Source organism: Actinoplanes palleronii (assembly GCF_016862315.1).
GTDB lineage: Bacteria > Actinomycetota > Actinomycetes > Mycobacteriales > Micromonosporaceae > Actinoplanes > Actinoplanes palleronii.
In genome coordinates, this window is record NZ_BOMS01000017.1 from 1 (window position 1) to 18,823 (window position 18,823).

Here is an 18,823-nt window from a genome sequence, read left to right on the forward strand (position 1 = left end):
AGCTGATCAAGGCCGCGAGCTGATCAAGGCCGCGAGCTGATCAAGGCCGCGAGCTGATCAAGGCCGCGGGCCGGGCAAGACCGCAAGCTGATCAAGACCGCGGGCCGGGCGAGACCGCGCTGGACCGGGCCGTGCGTCGGGCAAGACCGCGCTGATGAAGACCGCCAGGCAAGAGCTCTGATCGTACGATCAGAAAAGACCGAAAGCGGTCAGCGCGGCATCCAGCATCTCCACCTGCTGCCTCGCGGGGAAAGCGGCCGGATCGGCGGCCCCGAACGCGGCGGCGCCCTCGGCCGTCGCCATCAGCGCCAGCGCGGCCGTGGCGACCCGTGGTGCCGGCCAGTCCGGCGCGGCCGCCGCGGTGAGGCGTTCCACCCGGGTGCGCCAGGACCGGTTGTTCCGGCGATGTTCCGCGATCAGCTCGTCGTCGGCGACCGCGGCCGCCAGGAAGCCCATCCAGACGATCGCCTCCTGCCGGGTCTGCTCGTCGGTGGACATGCCCTGCAGCAGGACCGCGCGCAGCGCGTCCCGGGGCGTGCCGGCTTCGGCCTCCAGCGACTCGACCCGGGCCCGGGTGGTCTCGTGCAGCAGCCGCCGGGCGTGCAGCAGCAGCGCGCGCCGGTTCGGGAAGCGGTGCATGACCAGGCCGGTGGTGCAGCCGGCGGCGGTGGCGACCGCGCGCACGGTGAGGCGTTCCAGGCCCTGGGTGGCCAGCACGTCCCAGACCGCGCGGGACAGCGTCTCGCCCTGCGCGGAGCGGTCCGACGATCGTGACATGGATTGCTCCTCCGATTTCGGAACGGATGTTACCGTAACGTCTGTTACGACGAGAGCGGAGGCGTCATGACCTGGACGATCGACGAGCGGGGCTGGACCGACCCGGCCGGCGCCGCGCTGCGGCTGGCGCAGCGGGCCGAGCTGGACGAGCGCTACGGCTGCGACGACCACGAGCCGGGCGGCGCCCCCTCCGCGTCCGATATCGATCTCTTCCTGGTGGCATTCGACGACAACGTGGCATTCGACGAGAACGTGGCGTCCGGCGACGGCGTGGGGGCCGACGACAACGTGGCGTCCGGCGACAGGGTGGCGCTCGACAAGGCCGAGAGCGGGGTTGCGGTCGGGTGCGGCGCGCTTCGCCGGCTCGGTGAGCACAGCGCCGAGGTCAAGCGGATGTACGTGGCGCCGGGCAGCCGCGGCTCCGGCGTGGCGGCCGCGATCCTGCGCGCGCTCGAGGCGGCCGCGGTGCGGCGGGGATGGACGACGCTGCGGCTGGAGACCGGCACGGCGCAGCCCGACGCGATCCGGTTCTACCAGCGCGAGGGCTACCGGGAGATCCCGCTCTACGGCGTCTACGCGGGCTCGGAGATCTCCCGTTGCTTCGAGAAGAGCCTATGACTCCGTGGCCATCGCGGAGAACGCGGCGGCCAGCCGGTCCAGGTCCAGCCCGCCCAGGTGGTCGAAGATGTGCCGCCGCACGCTGGCCAGATGTGTCGGCCACGCCTCCCGCAGCCGGTCCAGCCCGCGCCCGGTGAGCACCGCGTTCGCCCCGCGCGCGTCCTGGACGCACCGGATCCGTTCCAGGTAGCCGAGCGACTCCAGCTTGGCGGCCAGCCGGGTCATCCCGCTCAGCGACATGTCGCAGGCCGCGGCGAGCTCGCTCATCCGCATCTGCTGGTCCGGCGTCTCGGAGAGGTGGCGCAGCACGGAGTATTCGCTGGCGGACATCCGTTGCTCGCGGGTCAGGTCGGCGTCCAGGGCCCGCGGCATGACGAGCAGGAACCGGCCGAGCGCGCGCATCACCGCTTCCTCCGCCGGGCTCAGCGGGTCGAGGGGTCCGGGGGCTGGTGGCATGCCAGTGATCGTACGGCGGGGGCGCACGCCCATGACCTGCCGTTCTCCGGGGGAGAAAGGGCGTTCGGGTTCGGTTACGGCCGGGCCGGTCAGCATTTCGGGGGACCTCAGGACGCTTGCCTTCAGCTCCGGACAAGTCACAATGCTTTGGTGCAAAACCAGACAACTAGTGACTCTTGGCAGCATCTGCTCGAAATGCCACGAAAGTCTTGGTGGGCCCGTCTGCCGTTCGGTGTCCGGATGGTTGCCAGTGCCGGCGCGGTGGCGGTGCTCGTCGGCGGAGGCGTGGCCGGAGCGATCACGCTGACCACCGACGATGCCCACGTCGCGACGGCCGAGCAGGCGATGGCCGCCGATCCGGGCGCCGCGCACCTGATGGACGACCCGGAGATCGTCAGCCGGGAGGCGGCGGCCGCCGAGCCGCTGCCCCAGCGGGGTGCGCACGTCCCGGTGCAGCCGCAGCCGCCGGCCGTCGACGACATGGCGGGGACCGCGGCGAGCCCCGGTGCCACCGCGAGCGCGAGCGCCGGAACCGCCGGGACCGCCGCGGAGACCGGGGCCGAGCTGCGCCGGGTCCGGGCCGAGGACCCGGCCGACCGGACCGGGCCGCGCGCGCCGCGCACCCCGGCGACGCGGGCGCCGGACGAGCGGAAGAAGCCGAAGGCCGCGGCGACCAGCCCGGCCAAGGCCGGTCCGGTGATCACCACCCGGACCGACGTGGAGACCCGGGCGCTGCCGTTCCGCACCCGCCTGGTCCGGGACGATCTGCTGCCGTACGGCTTCCGGAAGGTGCAGTCGCCGGGCACGCCGGGCGAGGAGACCACCCGCTACCTGGTCACCCTCGTCGACGGGAAGCCGAGCGACCGGCGGCTGCTGGACACCACGGTGACCCGCCGCCCGGAGCCGCGCGTGGTGGTCTTCGGGGTGCAGGACGAGGAGTGCACGCTGAACCTGTGTGTGCCGCTCGGCCGGGCCGCGTGCCCGGACGCCCGGACCGTGCCGGACGCGCCCGCGCCGGTCAGGCCGGCCCCGGTCGCCGGGACCGGGCCGCTCACCGTCACCGCCGAGGATCTCTCGCTGTTCGACCCGGAGACGCTTGCCGACGTACGACTCGAGCCGGCCACCGTGTGCTGAATTAGGGTGACGTCATGGCACTTTCCGACGCCGCGCTGACCGAGATGGCTCAGCAGCTGGCGACCGTGCCCGGCGTGGTCGGGGTCGTGCTCGGGGGCAGCCGGGCCCGGCAGACCCACGCGCCGGAGTCCGACACCGATCTGGGCCTGTACTACCGGGCGCCGTTCGACACCGTCCGGCTCGGCGAGCTGGCGGTCGCGGTGGCCGGTGATCGGGCCCGGGTCACCGCGCCCGGCGAGTGGGGCCCGTGGGTGGACGGCGGCGGCTGGCTGCGGATCGACGACCACCCGGTCGACTGGATCTACCGGGACCTGGACCGGGTGCGGCGCTGCTGGGCCGACGCGGAGCAGGGCCGGTACGCGTTCCACGTGCAGGCCGGCCACCCGCTCGGGGTGCCGGACTTCGCGTACCCCGGTGAACTGGCCCTGAGTCGCATCCTCGCCGATCCGACCGGCGAGCTCGGCGACCTGCGGCGTCGCGTGCTGGTTTTCCCGAGACCGCTGGCCGAGGCCCTGGTGGCCGGGCTGTGGGAGGCGGACTTCCTGGTCGGCCTGGCCCGCAAGGCGGTGTCCCGGTTCGACACCGGGTACGTCGCCGGGTGCCTGTTCCGGCTGGCCGGGGTGTGCGCGCACGCGCTGCACGGCGCGGCCGGCCAGTGGCTGATCAACGAGAAGGGCGCGGTGGCCGCGGCCGGGCGGCTGCCGGGCGCGCCGGCGAAGTTCCAGGAGCGGGTGGACGCCGCGTTCGCCGCGATCAACAACGATCCGCTGCATCTGACGCTCGCGATCGACATCGCCGCCGATCTGGTCCTGGAGACGACCGAGGCCTGCGCGATGATGTTGCGATGACCGCGGACATTCCCACCATTCTCGCCACCAGCGCCGGTTTCCAGCGCGGGCGGCACGGCCTCTTCGACCTCCGGCCGGGCCGGATCCACCGCTTCGCCGCGGAGCTGGCCGACGCGGCCGCCGCCCCGAAGATCTGCGTGCTGGCCCAGGCGACCGGCGACCCGGACAGCCGGATCGGCGCGTTCTACTCGGCGTTCGCCGGGACCGAGTTCACCATGTCCCACCTGCAGTTGTTCCCGATGCCGAACATCGACGACATCCGTGCGCACCTGCTCGCCCAGGACGTCATCTGGGTGGACGGCGGCAGCGTGGCGAACCTCTGCGCGGTCTGGCGGGTGCACGGGCTGGACGAGATCCTGCACGAGGCATGGCAGGCCGGCGTCGTGATGAGCGGCGTGTCGGCCGGCTCGATCTGCTGGCACACCGGCGGCAGCACCGACAGTTACGGGCTGGACCTGCGCGGCTTCACCGACGGGTTGGGCTGGCTGCCGTACAGCAACGGCGTGCACTACGACGCCGAGGCGCAGCGCCGGCCGAAGATGCACGAGCTGATCGGCGACGGAACCCTGTCGGACGGCTTCGCCACCGACGACGGCGCGGGGCTGGTGTACCGGGGCACCTCACTGGAGGAGGTCGTCGCAGACCGCGAAGGACCTCTGGGGTACGAACTGAAGCGCGCCGCCGACGGTTCCGTGGTCGAGACGCCGCTGCCCACCCGGCTCCTGCCGGACTACCCGCGCTGACCGGCCGGGGGCTCAGGGCAGCGCGACGGTGACCAGGCCGACGAGCACCGCGGAGAGCAGCAGTGCCAGCGCGAGGACCGGGACCATCGCCGGTGGCGTGCGGCTGAGGTCGCTGCCGAACGGTTCGCGGCTCGGCATGGGGGTCAGCGGCTTCGGGAACTGAGCCAGCACCGGTGATCGCCTCCGGGATGCGGTGAATATCGATGGATGATGGTGAACCTCCCCGGTAGCATGCGCGGGCCCGGTGGGGCCAGCAATGGTTACTGGTGAGTAACCGTCGGCGCTGCTGCCGAAGTGGCACGTCATCTCCACCGATCGGCTGCCGACCCCTCGGTCGAACAGCCGTCCCGGAGGCGGTCGGTGGGTGTCCGTCAGGCCGCGAAGTTCAGGATGACCTGGTGCACGTGGTGGGCCTTCTCCGTGCCGCGGAACTCGATCTCGTAGATGTGCGTGCCCACCGTGATCGCGATCTCGCCGCTGGAGAAGAACTGGCCGGCCCAGCTCTTGTTGCTGACCACGCTCACCGCGCTCACCTTGGAGTACGGGACGCTGGTGATGGCGAACTTCTTACCGACGAAGGACTTGTCCTGGATGATGATCCGCCGGTTGGTGAGACCGATGAAACCGGTGCCGGCGCCGATCGCGTCGTACACCGCGATGATCGTCTCGCCGTCGAGCAGGCCGCTCTGGATCTGCTCCAGCTGACCCTTGTTGTCGTATGCGACGTCAGTCATGCGGCGCAGCGTAGTCCGCGACGATCAGGGGCGTTCGAGCACGGTGCGATAGAAGTCCTCGATCCGGGCCGCCAGCGTGACCTCACCGTCGGTGAGTGCATCGCCGTCCCGGTCACCCAGACAGATCTGGGTGTGCCCCTCGACGCGCCGGATGCTCGGCCGGATCGACAGCGTGTCCGCGGCGACCTGGATCCGTTCGGTCAGGGCGGCGTGCTGACTGTCGTCGCACGCGAGATCGCGGCGCAGCTGCACGCCGTCCCGGGTCCATCCGCCCAACTGTGCGAGGGCGTCGCTCAGATAGTCGGAGCCGGTAGTGGATCGGCGTTTTCTAGCCCGCATGGCCGCACCCCCCGAAGCGTTGTTGCCGGCTTGTGGCCGAACTGTCGCCGTGTCGTCATGGTCGGTACGCACAGTCTTGCCCGTTGGGACAGCCATGTCCACGCCCACATATCCGTGTTTGGGGGACGATCGGGGCGGCTCGGGCAACCTGATCGGAGAAGTTTTGTGCGATCTTGGATGCCATGCCGTCGGAACAGTACGTCAAGGCCCCGCAGTCACCCAGGGTGATTGTCGCGGCGGTGATCATCGCAGCCGGGCAGGTGCTCGCCTGCCAGCGCAGTGCCCCGCCGGAAGCGGCCGGGAAGTGGGAGTTCCCCGGGGGCAAGGTCGAGCCCGGGGAGACCGACCAGCAGGCCCTGGCCCGCGAGTGCGTCGAGGAGCTCGGCATCGCGGTCCGGGTCGGCGCGCGGGTCGGCCCGGACGTGCCGCTGGCACACGGCCGGGCCGTGCTCCGGGTGTACGCCGTCGACGTGCTCGACGACGGCGTCCCGGCGGCGCTGGAGCACTCCGCCCTGCGGTGGCTGGCCGCCGACCAGCTGGACAGCGTCCCGTGGCTGCCCGCGGACGTCCCGATCGTGGCGGAGCTCCCCGGATTACTCGCCTGAGTACTGCTTGCGCAGCTCCCGCTTGAGCACCTTCATGCTGGGCCCGAGCGGGAGCGACTCGGCGAACCGCACCTGACGCGGGTACTTGTGCTTGCCCAGGCGCTCACGCGACCAGTCGATCAGCTCCTGCTCGGTGAGCGCCGCGTCCTCCCGCACGATCACCGCGCAGATCTCCTCGCCGTGCACCTCGTCGGCCACGCCGATCACCGCGACCTGCTGGATCGCCGGGTGCCGGGCGATGACCTCCTCGACCTCGCGCGGATAGACGTTGAAGCCGCCCCGGATGATCAGATCCTTGGTCCGGTCGACGATGCTGATGAAGCCCTCGGCGTCCCGGACCCCCAGGTCACCGGTGCGGAACCAGCCGTCGACGATGGCCTCCGCGGTCGCCTCCGGCCGGTTCAGATAACCGGCGAACACGTTGTGCCCGCGGATCACGATCTCGCCCAGCTCGCCGTCGGGCAGGAACTCGATGCTCTCCGGCACCTCCGGGCGGGCGATCTCCACCTCGACGCCCCAGATCGGGTGGCCGACGGTGCCGGCCTTGGCGCCGAACGCCGGCTGGTTCGTGGTCGCGGTCGGCGACGTCTCGGACAGGCCGTAGCCCTCCCAGATGTGCGAGCCGAACGCCTCGGCGAACCGCTCCAGCACCGCCACCGGCAGCGACGCCCCGCCGGACACGCAGAGCTTGAGCTTCGGCAGCTGCTCCGCCTTGGCCGCGGCCTCCAGCAGCCCGATGTACATCGTCGGCACGCCGTGGAAGATCGTCACGTTCTCCCGCAGGATCAGGTCGATCGCCGCCTCGCCGGAGAACCGCGGCAGCAGCACCAGCGTGCCGCCCAGCCGGAACGTCGCGTTCATCCCGACCGTCTGGCCGAACGTGTGGAACAGCGGCAGGCAGCCCAGCACGACGTCGTCGCCGGTGAGCGGGTGCACGTCGAACACGTTGATCGCGGCGTTCATCACCAGGTTGAGGTGGGTGAGCAGCGCGCCCTTCGGCTTGCCGGTGGTGCCGCTGGTGTAGAGGATCACCGCGACGTCCTCGGCCTCCCGGGTCACGTAGGTGCGCAGCGCCGGAACCGTGGCGGACACCTCCTCCAGGCGCCGCGGCGGGGCCGGCAGCTCGGGCAGCGGGCCGACGTTGACCAGCGGGGTCTGCGCGATCTGCGCCGCGCCCGCGCCGACCTGCAGGAACGCGGAGTGCGTGACGATCAGGTCGGCCTGGCTGTCGGTGAGGACGTAGGCCACCTCCTCCGGGGTCAGCAGCAGCGAGACCGGGACCACCCGGGCACCCACCGCCAGCGCCGCGTAGTAGACCCGCGGGAAGTCGGCCACGTTCGGGATCATCACGGCGACCGTGCTGCCCGGGCCGACGCCCAGTTCGCGCAGGCCGGCCGCGTACACCCGGGACTGTTCCCACAGCTCGTGGTAGGTGATCCGGGCGCCCGCGTCGATGACCGCGACCTTCTCGGGGTAGCGCCGGGCGCTCTCCGCGAGAACGGTGGCCAGGGACAGAGTCGTCATGCTGGGCTCCCTCGGGTCTTCAACTCTTGGAGTGATGTACGTCGCAGCTTCCGCATAAACTAGCGGCGTAAGTTTTTGCGCGTCCAGTGTTGATTTCTGATTTCCAGGGAGTTGCCAGATGGCTCGGCCCCGGCAGGCGCTGCTCACCCGTGAGCGCATCGTCGAGGCTGCCGCCACGCTGATCGACGCGGAGGGGCTCGACGCGCTGTCGATGCGGCGGCTCGCCACCGAGCTCGGCGTGCAGGGCCCGTCGCTCTACAACCACTTCGCCACCAAGGCCGAGATCGTCGACGCGGTCGCCGAGTCGGTGGTGGCCGAGGTGGACATCGGGGTGTTCGCCGACTGCGACTGGCGGGAGGGGCTGCGGCTCTGGGCGAAGTCGTACCACGCGGTGCTCGCCGCCCACCCGCAGATCATCCCGGTGCTGGCCACCGGGCCGGGCCGCCGGCCGCACGGGCTGGCGATGGCCGAGGCGGTGTACGGCGCGCTGATCGACGCCGGCTGGTCGCGGTCCCGGGCCACCCACATCGGCGCGCTGATGCGCTATCTGATCACCGGCTCCGCGCTCGGCTCGTTCGCGCTCGGTTTCGAGAACGACCCGGATCTCTACGAACGCTATCCGCACCTGCACCGCGCCCACGAGCTGGCGGCACACCGCGCCGCGGTCGACGAGGGCGCGTTCGCACTCGGGCTGGACGTGCTGCTCGCCGGCCTGTCCGACCACTACGACCAGGGGGTACGCCGATGACGTCGGAATTCCGCGAACAGCTCTACATCGGTGGCGCGTGGGTGCCGCCGGACTCCAGCGAGCGGATCGAGGTGGAGAACCCGTACACCGAGCAGGTGATCGGGCATGTCCCGGCCGGCACCGCGGAGGACGTGAACCTCGCCGTCTCCGCCGCCCGCCAGGCCTTCGACGGCTGGTCCGCGCTGCCGATCACCGAGCGCGGCGCCGCCCTCGACCGGCTGCACCAGGCGCTCGCCGCCCGCGCCGCCGAGATCGCCTGCACCGTCGGGCTCGAGCTGGGCACGCCCCTCAAGATCGCTCAGGCGGTCCAGGCGGGCCTGCCGCTCACGGTCCTTCGAGGGTACGCGGACCTGGCTCTGCGGCAGGCCGAGGAGCAGACGATCGGCAACTCGCTGATCGTGCGGGAAGCGGCCGGCGTGGTCGGTGCGATCACCCCGTGGAACTACCCGCTGCACCAGGTGGTGGCGAAGGTCGGCGCGGCCCTGGCGGCCGGCTGCACCGTGGTGCTCAAGCCCAGCGAGCTCACCCCGCTGGTGGCGTACCTGCTGGCCGACGCGGCCGACGAGGCGGGACTGCCGCCCGGCGTGCTCAACCTGGTCACCGGCACCGGTCAGGCGGTCGGCGCGGCGATCGCCGGCCACCCGGACATCGACATGATCTCGTTCACCGGCTCGACCGCGACCGGCCGCGCCATCACGCACGCCGCGGCCGACCGGATCGCCAAGGTCTCGCTGGAGCTCGGCGGCAAGTCGGCGAACGTCATCCTGGACGACGCCGACCTGGTCAAGGCGGTCAAGGTCGGTGTCGGCAACGCGTTCCTCAACTCCGGGCAGACCTGCACGGCGTGGACCCGGATGCTGGTGCACCGCAGCCACTACGACGAGGCCGTGACGCTGGCCGCGAAGACCGCCGCGGGATACACCGTCGGCGATCCGTTCGACCCGGCCACCCGGCTCGGGCCGCTGGTCTCCGCGACCCAGCGCGAGCGGGTGCGCGGCTTCATCGAGCGGGCCACCGCCCGCCTGGTGGCCGGCGGGCTGGACGCGCCGGTGCCGGACACCGGCCACTTCGTCGCGCCGACCGTGTTCGCCGACGTCGACCCGGAGAGCGAGCTGGCCCAGGAGGAGATCTTCGGCCCGGTGCTGTCGATCATTCCGTTCGACACCGACGACGAGGCCGTGGCGATCGCCAACAACTCGAAGTACGGCCTGGCCGGCGGCGTCTGGGGCGGTGCCGAGCACGCCCTCGCGGTGGCCCGGCGGATCCGCACCGGCGCGGTCGACGTGAACGGTGGCGCGTTCAACCCGCTCGCCCCGTTCGGCGGGTACAAGCAGTCCGGCGTCGGCCGGGAGCTGGGCACGTTCGGCCTGGAGGAGTTCCAGCAGGTCAAGGCGATCCAGCGATGACCTACATCGCGGGACTGGTGGTCCGGGAGCAGGGCGTCCCGGCCACCGTCGAGGAGTTGCGGCTGCCCGAGGTCGGCCCCGGCCAGGTCCGGGTCCGGATCCGCGCGGCCGGGGTCTGCCACTCCGACCTCTCGATGATCAACGGGACGCTCCGGCCCCCGCACCCGCTGGTGCTCGGGCACGAGGCGGCCGGCGAGGTGGTCGAGGTCGGTGCGCACGTCACCCGGGCCGCGGTCGGTGACCACGTGGTGCTCAACTGGCAGCCGCCGTGCCGGAACTGCTGGTTCTGCGCGAACGGGCAGCCGTGGCTGTGCTCCACGTCGTCAGGTGTCGCCGCCCTGGAGAACGGGATGACCCTGGACGGCGAGCCGGTGCACGTGTGCCTCGGGCTCGGCGCGTTCGCGGAACAGGTGGTGGCGCCGGAGAACGCCGTCATCGTCGTACCCAAGGAATTGGATTGGGAAATGGCGGCGCTGCTCGGGTGCTCGGTGCTGACCGGGTCGGGTGCGGTCCGCAACACCGCGCAGGTGCGGCCGGGCGAGTCGGTGCTGGTCATCGGCCTCGGCGGGGTCGGCCTGTCGGTGGTCGCGGCGGCCCGGGCGGCCGGTGCCGGCCAGGTCATCGCGGTCGACGTCACCGAGGCGAAGAAGGGGCTGGCCGAGGCGGCCGGCGCGACCGACTTCGTGGTGTCCTCGGACGCGCTCTCCAAGGACGTCCGGGTCCGCACCGAGGGGCGCGGCGCCGACCATGCCATCGAGTGCGTCGGCCGGGCCTCGACGATCCGCGCGGCCTGGCGGGCCACCCGGCGCGGCGGCCAGGTCACCGTGGTCGGGATGGGCGCGGCCGACGACATGGTGCAGCTCGGCGCGCTGGACATCTTCTCGTCGGCGCGCACCCTGCGCGCCTCGGTCTACGGTCAGGCCGACCCGGACATCGAGGTGCCCGCGCTGGCCCGCGACGTGCTGGAGGGCCGGTTGTCCCTGGACCACCTGATCACCGACCGGATCGAGCTGGCCGACGTCCCGGCCGCCTTCGACCGGATGGCCAGGGGCGAGGGCGCCCGCTCCGTCGTCCGTCTCTGACGGATCCGTCGGCGCCCGGCCCGCGATCATGCGGCCTGGGCGCCGGCGTTCTGGGTGCCGGCGCTCTGCGGAGCGGTGTCGGCCTTCTGCGGAGCGGTGCCGGCGTTCCGCGGGTCGGCGCTCTGCAGGATGTACAGGTCGTCGCCGAAGACCGCAGTGATCTGGAGGCGCCCGCCGAGTGCCTCGACATACCGGCTGAGGGTCTCGACGGTGGAGACCTCGCCGCGCTCGATCTGGGAGACCCGGCCCTTGGTGACACCCATCCGCTCGGCGACCACGGCCTGGGTGAGCTTCAGCGCCTTGCGGCGCTCCGCGAGCCGGTAGCCGTCGATGTACGCCTGCGTCTGCCGGCGGGCCTCGGCGACCGCCTCCTCGCCGCCCGCCCGCTCGACGAATTCGGCACGGATGTCGCTCCATTTGTGGTAACCGGTCATTGCGGGCTCTCCTCGTTCTTGCGGTCTTCCAGGTACTCCGCGTACACCTGCTCGGCCGCGGGAATCGCTTGCCGATACCAACCATCCCAGTTGCCCGACTTGTCCCCGCCGATGAGCATGATCGCCGATCGCCACGGGTCGAAGACGAACAAGACACGAATGGCGCTGCGCCCGGTCGAGCCGGGCCGGAGCTCCTTCATGTTGTGCAGCTCCGAGTCTTCTATCCGGTCGACGAGCGGCCGTCCCAGTCGGGGGCCTACTTCGGCGAGCCGGTCGATCGCTTGCACCAAGTGCTGCAGCGAGACCTCGTCGAGTGTCTCGGACCAGCTGCGGAATTCGTCGGTTGCGATGATCTCCCATTCGTCCACGGATCTGGAGTATAGGAAATTCTACACCTGACTAGCCGGACAGGAAGTGCGATGGATGTCGGATAGGTGATGGAGGTGGGTGGGGGCTCGGTGACATCGTGCGGCGGTGGGGGAGATGACTGCCGGGGGCGGGCTGCTGGAACGGGCCGGGCACCTCGAGGCGCTGCACCGGGCACATGCGACGGTCCGGGACGGGCACGGCGGTGTCCTGGTGCTGCTCGGTGGCGAGGCCGGCGGCGGGAAGACCGCGCTGGTCCGGCGGTTCCGGGCGGAGTGCCGGTCGAGCCGGCCGGTGCTCTGGGGCGGCTGCGATCCGCTCTTCACGCCGCGGCCGCTGGGGCCGTTCCTGGAGATCGCGCAGGACGACCACGGGACGATCGGGCAGCTGATCGACCGCGGGGCCAAGCCGTACGACCTGGCCACCGGCATCATCCGGGACGCGCGGGAGAACCCCGGCCTGGTGTGCGTGCTGGAGGACCTGCACTGGGCCGACGAGGCCACCCTTGACGTGCTCAGCCTGCTCGGCCGGCGCATCGGCACCGTCCCGGCGCTGCTGATCGCGACGTACCGCAGTGACGAGGTGGGCCGCGGGCATCCGCTGAGCCGGCTGCTCGGTGAGCTGCAGGGCGAGGCGATCCACCGGATGGGTGTCGAGCCGCTGTCGGCGGAGGCGGTCGGCGCGCTGGCCGCCTCGCACGGGCGCGACGGCGCGGCGCTGCACCGGGCCACCTGCGGCAACCCGTTCTTCGTGACCGAGGTGCTGGCCCGCGACGACGGTGACGTGCCGCTGACCGTGCGCGACGCGGTGCTGGCCCGGGCCGCCCGGCTCAGCCCGGAGGCCGCGGTGGTGCTGGACGCCGTCTCGGTCACCCCGCCGTACGCGGAACTGCGCCTCCTGGACGTGACCGGCGGCCTGGACGAAGCGCTGCGCTCCGGCATGCTGGAGAGCGTGCCCGGCGGGGTGGCGTTCCGGCACGAGCTGGCCCGGATCACCGTCGAGGAGTCGCTCGCCCCGCATCGGCGCAGGGAGTTGCACCGCGGTGTGCTGCGCGCGCTGCTGGCCGAGCCGGAGAAGGCCGACCCGAGCCGGCTCGTGCACCACGCGGAGGCGGCCGGGGACACCGCGGTCGTGCTGGCCTGGGCGCCACGCGCCGCCGAGCAGGCGGCCGCCTCGGGTGCGCACCGGGAGGCCGCCGCGCAGTACGCCCGGGCACTGCGGTTCGCCACCGGCCTGGACCCGGCGGCCCGGGCCGACCTGCTGGAACGCCGCTCCTACGAGTGTTACCTGACCGAGCAGACCCAGGAGTCGATCGAGGCGTTGCAGGCCGCGATCCGGGAACGCCGGCAGGTCGGTGACCGGATCGGTGAGGGCACCGCGCTGTCGCACCTGTCCCGGCGGCTGTGGTGCGGCGGGTACACCGACGGGACGATCGAGGCCGGGCGCGAGGCGCTGCGGCTGCTCGACACGCCCGGGGCGGGTGCGGAACTGGCGGTGGCGTACACGAACCAGTCGTCGGTGGCGCTCAACATCGAGGAGTACGCCGACACCATGGCGATGGGCACCCGGGCGGTGCGGCTGGGTGAGCGGCACGACCTGCCCGAGGTGGTGGTGCACAGCCTGAACAACATGGGCACCATGCAGCTGCTGGCCGGCGAGCCGGAGGGCATCGGCAAGCTGGAGCGCAGTCTGGCGCTGGCCGAGCGGGAGGGCCTGGAGGAGCACGTGGGGCGGGCGTACATCCACGCCGGTTGGGCGATGACGCGCGTCCGTTCGTACCATTTGTCGTCCTGGTTGGACCGCGGCGTGACCGCCTGCGCCGACCTGGGACTGGAGGCGTGGAAGCATTACGTGCTCGCCTACCGGGCCCGCTATCACCTGGATCTGGGCCGGTGGGAGCGGGCCGTCGCGGACGCCGAGGAGGTGCTGCGCGACGCCAAGCCGGTGCCGTTGTTGCGGACCCTGGCGCTCAGCGTGCTCGGGCTGGTCCGGGCCCGGCGCGGCGACGGCGACCCGTGGGCGGCCCTGGACGAGGCGCTCGCGCTCACCGTCGGGCGCGTCGAGCTGCAGTACCTGGCGCCGGTGGTGACGGCCCGGGCCGAGGCGGCCTGGCTGGCCGGCGCGCCGGTGGCCGGGGAGATCGCCGCGACCTGGGAGCTGGCGTCCCGGCGCGGGGCGGTCTGGGTCCTCGGCGAACTCGCCTGGCTGCGCCGGCTGGCCGGGGATCCGTCCTTGCCGGAAACAGGGACGGAGCTGCTCGAGCCCTACGCGTTGCAGCTCGCCGGCGACGTGACCGGGGCCGCGGAACGCTGGCGCAAGCGCGACTGCGGCTATGACGCGGCCCTGGCCCTGGCCGGTGGCTCGGACGAGGCGAGCCTGCGGGCCGCGCTCGACGGGTTCCAGCGGCTCGGCGCCCGCCCGGCCGCCGCGATCGTCACCCGCCGGTTGCGGTCCCGGGGTGTCCGGGACATCCCGCGCGGCCCGCAGCGCTGGACCCGGGGCAACCCGGCCGAGCTGACCCGCCGCGAGGTCGAGGTGCTGGGCCTGGTGCAGCAGGGGCTGTCGAATGTGGAGATCGCCGAGCGGCTGTTCCTGTCGACCAAGACGGTCCATCACCACGTCTCGGCGATCCTGCGCAAGCTCGGCGTGGCCCGGCGGGGTCAGGCCGTGGCCGAGGCTGCCCGGCGCGGCCTGACCTCCTAGCTCAGCAGGGCGCGGACCCCGCGGGCCAGCGCGGCCTGCGCGGCCTCCACCGGCAGGTCCATGGCCTCACGCCAGGTCGACCAGGCCGGCCACAGGCTGATCGCGGTCAGCGCGTTCAGCAGGTCCTCGTCGGTGCCGATCTCCGGCCCGAACGTACTGGTCAGCTCGTCGCGGACTCGGGAGACGTGCATCCGCCGGTAGCTCTGCAGCGCGCTGGAGAACGGCTCCTTCAGGGCGGACGCCCGCGCCGCCGGTCCGATCTCCTCGAGCAGCCGGACCCGCTGCCGGCAGAACGCGTCGATCCGGTCGGGCAGCGGCAGGTCCGCCGGGACCGGCCGGTACGACGCGTCGCGCTGCTCCAGCACCCGCTGACCGCTCGCCGCCATCAGCGCCTCCATGTCGGCGAAGTGGCTCCACAGTGCCCGGAGCGAGACCCCGGCCAGCTTGGCGATCCGGTCGGCGGTCGGGCGCAGGTCACCCTCGGCGATCAGCCGGAGGTGGGCGTCGACGATCGCGGTGCGGGTCCGTTCGGACCGGGCGGTGCGACCGTCGACGCGCGGTGGTTGGGTCACGAACGGCTCCGGTACCGGTTCAGCTCGCGCCGGGCGAGCGACCGCTTGTGCACCTCGTCCGGGCCGTCGGCGAGCCGCAGCGTCCGGGCTCCGGCCCACAGCGCGGCGAGCGGCGTGTCCTGGCTGACCCCGGCCGCGCCGTGCGTCTGGATCGCCTTGTCCAGGATCCACTCCACGGTCGCCGGCACCATGATCTTGATGGACTGGATCTCGGTGTGCGCGCCCTTGTTGCCGACCGTGTCCATCAGCCAGGCGGCCTTGAGCACCAGCAGCCGGGCCTGCTCGATCCGGACCCGGGACTCGGCGATCCAGTCCTGGATCACGCCCTGCTCGGCGAGCGGCTTGCCGAACGGGGTGCGGGCCAGCGCGCGGACGCACATCAGCTCCAGCGCGCGTTCGGCCATCCCGATCAGCCGCATGCAGTGGTGGATCCGGCCGGGCCCGAGCCGGGCCTGGGAGATCGCGAAACCGCCGCCCTCGACGCCGATCAGGTTCGCGGCCGGCACCCGGACGTTCTCGAAGACCAGCTCGGCGTGGCCGCCGTGGTCGCCGTCGGCGTAGCCGAACACGGTCATGCCGCGCTTGACGGTCAGGCCGGGGGTGTCCCGCGGGACCAGGATCTGGCTCTGCTGCACGTGCCGGGCCGCGTCCGGGTCGGTCTTGCCCATCACGATGAAGATCTTGCAGTGCGGGTTCATCGCGCCGGTGATGTAGAACTTGCGGCCGTTGATGACGTAGTCGTCGCCGTCCCGCTCGATCCGGGTGCCGATGTTGGTGGCGTCCGACGACGCGACCTGCGGCTCGGTCATCGCGAAAGCGGACCGGATCTCACCGGCCAGCAGCGGCGTCAGCCAGCGTTCCTGCTGCTCAGGCGTGCCGAATTCGGCGAGCACCTCCATGTTGCCGGTGTCCGGTGCGGCGCAGTTCAGCGCGGCCGGCGCGATCGACGGGCTGCGCCCGGTGATCTCGGCGAGCGGTGCGTACTGCAGGTTGGTCAGCCCGGCGCCGTGCTCACCGGGGAGGAACAGGTTCCAGAGGCCGGCGTCCTTGGCCTTCGACTGCAGTTCCTTGAGTACGGCCGGGGGCTCCCAGCCGTCACCTTCCGCGTGATAGCCGGCCTCGACCGGGTACACGTGCTCCTCCATGAACGCGAGCAGCCGCTTGCGGTAGTCCTCGGTCGTCGCGTCGAACTCGAAGTCCATCAGTGTCCTTCCAGCGCTCGGTGGCCCTGCTCGATGAGGTCGGGCACCATCGCGCCCACGGTGTCGAAGCCGGCGCCGACGGTCTGGCCCTTGGTGTAGCGGTAGTGCACGCCCTCCAGGATGACGGCGAGCTTGAACGCGGCGAACCCGACGTACCAGTGCAGGTCGCCGACGTCGCGCCCGCTGCGCTGCGCGTACCGGGTGGCCATCTCGTCGAGCGACGGGTGGCCGGGCAGGTCGATCGGCGCGAACGGCCTGCCGTCCTTGATCAGCAGCGGGCGTCCGGCGTAGACCAGCATCAGGGCGAGGTCGCTGAGCGGGTCACCGAGCGTCGACATCTCCCAGTCGAGGACCGCGTTCACTTCGAGATCAGGACCGATGAGTACGTTGTCGAGCCGGAAGTCGCCGTGCACGACGGCGCCGGGTCCACCGGCCGGGATGTCGGCGGCCAGCCGGGCGTGCAGCTCCTCGATGCCGGAGAGGTCCCGGCTGCGCGACGCGTCGAGCTGCTGCTTCCAGCGGCGCACCTGCCGGGCGTTGAAGCCCTCCGCCTTGCCGAAGTCGCCGAGCCCGATCTCCGCCGGGACGAGTGCGTGCAGGTCGGCGAGGGTGTCGACCAGGGTGAGGGTCAGGGACCCGATGTCGATCTTTTCGAGATGAGCGACGTCCCGGTAGATCGTCCCGTCGACGTGCTCCATCAGGTAGAACGGCGCCCCGATCACCTCGGTGTCGGTGCACAGCCGGACCGGCGCGGGCACCGGGAACCCGGCCGCGGACAGCGCCGCGAGGACCTTGTGCTCGCGGACCATGTCGTGGGCGGTCGGCAGCACGTGGCCGAGCGGCGGGCGGCGCAGCACCCAGCGGTTCGTCCCGTCGGTCACCGCGTACGTCAGGTTCGACCGGCCGCCGGCGAACATCGTCGCGGTCAGCGGCGGACTGTCCAGATAGGCCTGGAGCTTGTCCAGGTCGAGGCCCTTCATGACGTGGTGCCCTCGAAGCCGCGCTGCATCTTGTTCATGCCACCCAGCCAACGGTCCGGGTCGGTGGCGCGCAAGCGGTAGTACTCGGCGACCTCCGGGTGCGGGAGGATCAGGAACCCGGTGCCGTCCAGTCCCGCGGCGACCACGTCGGCGACCGCGGACGGTTCCAGCGCGCCCTCGGCGAGCAGGGCCGCGCTGCCGCTGCCGCGGGCGTTGCCGCCGGTCAGCATGTCGGTGCGGACACCCTGCGGGCAGAGCGCCTGGACGGTCAGGCCGCGGTGGGCGTAGGTGGCACGCAGCCACTCGGCGTAGGCCAGCGCGGCGTGTTTGGTGACCGCGTACGACGCGCTGCCCAGCAGGGTCAGCAGCCCGGCCGCGCTCACCGTGATCAGCAGCCGCTTCGGCGTCCCGGCGTCCAGCCACGTCGGCAGCAGCGCCCGGGTGACGTAGACGTGCGACAGCACGTTCACCGCGTAGTCGCGTTCCCAGAGCTGGTCGGGTGTGTTCTCGTCGCCGGCGGAGAGCACACCGGCGTTCGAGCAGAACAGGTCGATCCCGCCCAGGTGCGCCTCGGCGGCGGCGACCAGCCGTCGTACGTCGGACTCGGACGCCACGTCGGCAGCGACCGCGAGGGCGCCGATCTCCTTGGCCACCGCGGACGCCGCGTCGGGGTTGATGTCGCTGACCACGACCTGATCGCCGTCGGCGGCGAACCGCCGGGCGAGCGCCGCGCCGATCCCGCCGCCGGCGCCGGTCACCACGACCCGCCTCATTCGACCACCCCGGTCAGGGTGACGCCGCCGTCGATCACGATGGTCTGCCCGGTGATCCAGGCGGCGTCCGGCGAGCAGAGGAACGCGACGGTGCCGGCCACGTCCTCCGGGACGCCGAGCCGCTTCAGCGGGTACGTCGCGGACACCTGCTCCTCGCGGCCCTCGAAGAGCGCGGACGCGAAGCGGGTCTTGACCACGGCCGGTGCGACCGCGTTGACCCGGATCGTCGGGGCCAGCTCGACGGCCAGCTCCTCGGTGAGGTGGATCAGCGCGGCCTTGGTGGTGCCGTAGAACGCGATGCCGGGCGCCGGGCGGACCCCGGAGACCGAGGAGATGTTGACGATCGAGCCGCCGGTGCCGGCCAGCCCGCCGCGCAGCGCCTCCTGCACCCAGCCGAGCGTGCCGATCAGGTTGACCTCGGCCATCTTGCGCGCGGCGTTCAGGTCGAGCGTCGCCAGCGGCCCGTACGCCGGGTTGATCCCGATGTTGTTGACCAGCGTGGTGATCGGCCCGAACCGGTCCCGGACCGCGTCGATCACCGCGGCCCGGTGTGCCGCGTCGTCGCCCTTGCCGGCCAGCCCGACGGCCACGTCCGGGCCGCCGAGCTCCTTCACCGCGGCCGCGAGGGCGTCCGCGTCCCGCCCGGTGATCGCGACTTTCGCGCCCTGGGCGACAAAGCGTTGCGCGATGGCGAACCCGATGCCCCGGCTTGCCCCGGTCACGACCGCTACCTGATCCGCCATCACACAACCTCCAAGATTTATTGCACTCTGAGTGCG

General features: G+C 72.0%; 21 protein-coding genes and 1 pseudogene. 9 read left to right on the top strand and 13 right to left on the bottom strand.

Annotated features, from left to right (window positions below):
* Positions 1-189: 189 nt before the first annotated feature.
* Positions 190-777: a TetR family transcriptional regulator C-terminal domain-containing protein gene (locus tag Apa02nite_RS06510; RefSeq protein ID WP_203824254.1), complete on the bottom strand. Its 588-nt coding sequence runs from the start codon at positions 775-777 to the stop codon at positions 190-192.
* 66 nt (positions 778-843) lie between these two features.
* Here Apa02nite_RS06510 and Apa02nite_RS06515 point away from each other — a divergent pair, with 66 nt between their 5' ends.
* Positions 844-1,395, top strand: coding sequence for a GNAT family N-acetyltransferase (locus Apa02nite_RS06515; RefSeq protein ID WP_203824255.1), 552 nt, complete (start codon positions 844-846; stop codon positions 1,393-1,395).
* Here the strand turns inward: Apa02nite_RS06515 and Apa02nite_RS06520 are convergent.
* Positions 1,390-1,851, bottom strand: a complete 462-nt coding sequence (locus tag Apa02nite_RS06520; protein WP_239164158.1) for a MarR family winged helix-turn-helix transcriptional regulator — start codon at positions 1,849-1,851, stop codon at positions 1,390-1,392. The genes Apa02nite_RS06515 and Apa02nite_RS06520 overlap by 6 nt on opposite strands.
* Positions 1,852-2,091: 240 nt before the next feature.
* On the opposite strand from Apa02nite_RS06520, the gene Apa02nite_RS06525 reads away from it, so the two are divergent.
* The 3 genes from Apa02nite_RS06525 to Apa02nite_RS06535 are packed head-to-tail and all read left to right on the top strand — an operon-like array spanning position 2,092 to position 4,576.
* A complete protein-coding gene (locus Apa02nite_RS06525) occupies positions 2,092-2,985 on the top strand; it encodes a G5 domain-containing protein (RefSeq protein ID WP_203824256.1) in 894 nt (297 codons plus the stop codon).
* A gap of 14 nt (positions 2,986-2,999) precedes the next feature.
* Entirely contained in the window at positions 3,000-3,833 is an 834-nt protein-coding gene (locus Apa02nite_RS06530) for a nucleotidyltransferase domain-containing protein (RefSeq protein WP_203824257.1), read from the top strand.
* Entirely contained in the window at positions 3,830-4,576 is a 747-nt protein-coding gene (locus tag Apa02nite_RS06535) for a Type 1 glutamine amidotransferase-like domain-containing protein (RefSeq protein ID WP_203824258.1), read from the top strand. The genes Apa02nite_RS06530 and Apa02nite_RS06535 overlap by 4 nt, the downstream gene beginning before the upstream one ends.
* A gap of 12 nt (positions 4,577-4,588) precedes the next feature.
* Here the strand turns inward: Apa02nite_RS06535 and Apa02nite_RS06540 are convergent, their stop codons facing one another.
* The 3 genes from Apa02nite_RS06540 to Apa02nite_RS06550 all read right to left on the bottom strand — a co-directional run bounded on the left by Apa02nite_RS06540 (position 4,589) and on the right by Apa02nite_RS06550 (position 5,649).
* Positions 4,589-4,747 (bottom strand): hypothetical protein, encoded by a 159-nt coding sequence (locus Apa02nite_RS06540; protein ID WP_198170647.1) that lies wholly within the window; start codon positions 4,745-4,747, stop codon positions 4,589-4,591.
* 200 nt (positions 4,748-4,947) lie between these two features.
* Positions 4,948-5,310, bottom strand: coding sequence for a PH domain-containing protein (locus Apa02nite_RS06545; protein WP_067686844.1), 363 nt, complete (start codon positions 5,308-5,310; stop codon positions 4,948-4,950).
* Between the two features lie 24 nt (positions 5,311-5,334).
* A complete protein-coding gene (locus tag Apa02nite_RS06550; RefSeq protein WP_067686846.1) occupies positions 5,335-5,649 on the bottom strand; it encodes a 4a-hydroxytetrahydrobiopterin dehydratase in 315 nt (104 codons plus the stop codon).
* Positions 5,650-5,831: 182 nt separating this feature from the next.
* Here Apa02nite_RS06550 and Apa02nite_RS06555 point away from each other — a divergent pair, with 182 nt between their 5' ends.
* Positions 5,832-6,254 (top strand): (deoxy)nucleoside triphosphate pyrophosphohydrolase, encoded by a 423-nt coding sequence (locus Apa02nite_RS06555; protein ID WP_067686849.1) that lies wholly within the window; start codon positions 5,832-5,834, stop codon positions 6,252-6,254.
* Here Apa02nite_RS06555 and Apa02nite_RS06560 read toward each other — a convergent pair.
* The gene (locus Apa02nite_RS06560; protein ID WP_203824259.1) at positions 6,243-7,778 is read right to left on the bottom strand and encodes a long-chain-fatty-acid--CoA ligase; all 1,536 of its coding nucleotides are present in this window, start codon (positions 7,776-7,778) and stop codon (positions 6,243-6,245) included. The two genes, Apa02nite_RS06555 and Apa02nite_RS06560, sit on opposite strands and share 12 nt — an antisense overlap.
* Positions 7,779-7,896: 118 nt before the next feature.
* On the opposite strand from Apa02nite_RS06560, the gene Apa02nite_RS06565 reads away from it, so the two are divergent.
* The 3 genes from Apa02nite_RS06565 to Apa02nite_RS06575 are packed head-to-tail and all read left to right on the top strand — an operon-like array spanning position 7,897 to position 11,014.
* A complete protein-coding gene (locus tag Apa02nite_RS06565; RefSeq protein ID WP_203824260.1) occupies positions 7,897-8,526 on the top strand; it encodes a TetR/AcrR family transcriptional regulator in 630 nt (209 codons plus the stop codon).
* A complete protein-coding gene (locus Apa02nite_RS06570) occupies positions 8,523-9,932 on the top strand; it encodes an aldehyde dehydrogenase family protein (protein WP_203824261.1) in 1,410 nt (469 codons plus the stop codon). Before Apa02nite_RS06565 ends, Apa02nite_RS06570 begins: the two co-directional genes overlap by 4 nt.
* A complete protein-coding gene (locus Apa02nite_RS06575; protein WP_203824262.1) occupies positions 9,929-11,014 on the top strand; it encodes an alcohol dehydrogenase catalytic domain-containing protein in 1,086 nt (361 codons plus the stop codon). Before Apa02nite_RS06570 ends, Apa02nite_RS06575 begins: the two co-directional genes overlap by 4 nt.
* A 140-nt stretch (positions 11,015-11,154) precedes the next feature.
* Here Apa02nite_RS06575 and Apa02nite_RS06580 read toward each other — a convergent pair.
* Positions 11,155-11,448 (bottom strand): annotated as a pseudogene (locus Apa02nite_RS06580) (helix-turn-helix domain-containing protein); the annotation flags it as partial.
* Positions 11,445-11,816, bottom strand: coding sequence for a type II toxin-antitoxin system RelE/ParE family toxin (locus tag Apa02nite_RS06585; RefSeq protein WP_203824264.1), 372 nt, complete (start codon positions 11,814-11,816; stop codon positions 11,445-11,447). The gene Apa02nite_RS06585 and the pseudogene Apa02nite_RS06580, both read right to left, overlap by 4 nt.
* A 115-nt stretch (positions 11,817-11,931) precedes the next feature.
* On the opposite strand from Apa02nite_RS06585, the gene Apa02nite_RS51855 reads away from it, so the two are divergent.
* Positions 11,932-14,517 carry an ATP-binding protein gene (locus Apa02nite_RS51855; protein ID WP_275412437.1) on the top strand — a complete coding sequence of 862 codons (2,586 nt, stop codon included), beginning with the start codon at positions 11,932-11,934 and terminating at the stop codon, positions 14,515-14,517.
* Here the strand turns inward: Apa02nite_RS51855 and Apa02nite_RS06595 are convergent.
* The 5 genes from Apa02nite_RS06595 to Apa02nite_RS06615 are packed head-to-tail and all read right to left on the bottom strand — an operon-like array spanning position 14,514 to position 18,787.
* On the bottom strand, positions 14,514-15,089 hold the full coding sequence (locus Apa02nite_RS06595; protein ID WP_203824266.1) for a TetR/AcrR family transcriptional regulator: 576 nt from the start codon (positions 15,087-15,089) through the stop codon (positions 14,514-14,516). The two genes, Apa02nite_RS51855 and Apa02nite_RS06595, sit on opposite strands and share 4 nt — an antisense overlap.
* The gene (locus Apa02nite_RS06600) at positions 15,086-16,291 is read right to left on the bottom strand and encodes an acyl-CoA dehydrogenase family protein (RefSeq protein ID WP_203824267.1); all 1,206 of its coding nucleotides are present in this window, start codon (positions 16,289-16,291) and stop codon (positions 15,086-15,088) included. The genes Apa02nite_RS06595 and Apa02nite_RS06600 overlap by 4 nt, the downstream gene beginning before the upstream one ends.
* Positions 16,291-17,271: a phosphotransferase family protein gene (locus tag Apa02nite_RS06605; RefSeq protein WP_203824268.1), complete on the bottom strand. Its 981-nt coding sequence runs from the start codon at positions 17,269-17,271 to the stop codon at positions 16,291-16,293. Before Apa02nite_RS06605 ends, Apa02nite_RS06600 begins: the two co-directional genes overlap by 1 nt.
* A complete protein-coding gene (locus tag Apa02nite_RS06610) occupies positions 17,268-18,044 on the bottom strand; it encodes an SDR family oxidoreductase (RefSeq protein WP_203824269.1) in 777 nt (258 codons plus the stop codon). Before Apa02nite_RS06610 ends, Apa02nite_RS06605 begins: the two co-directional genes overlap by 4 nt.
* Positions 18,041-18,787, bottom strand: a complete 747-nt coding sequence (locus Apa02nite_RS06615) for an SDR family oxidoreductase (RefSeq protein WP_203824270.1) — start codon at positions 18,785-18,787, stop codon at positions 18,041-18,043. The genes Apa02nite_RS06610 and Apa02nite_RS06615 overlap by 4 nt, the downstream gene beginning before the upstream one ends.
* Positions 18,788-18,823: the final 36 nt, after the last annotated feature.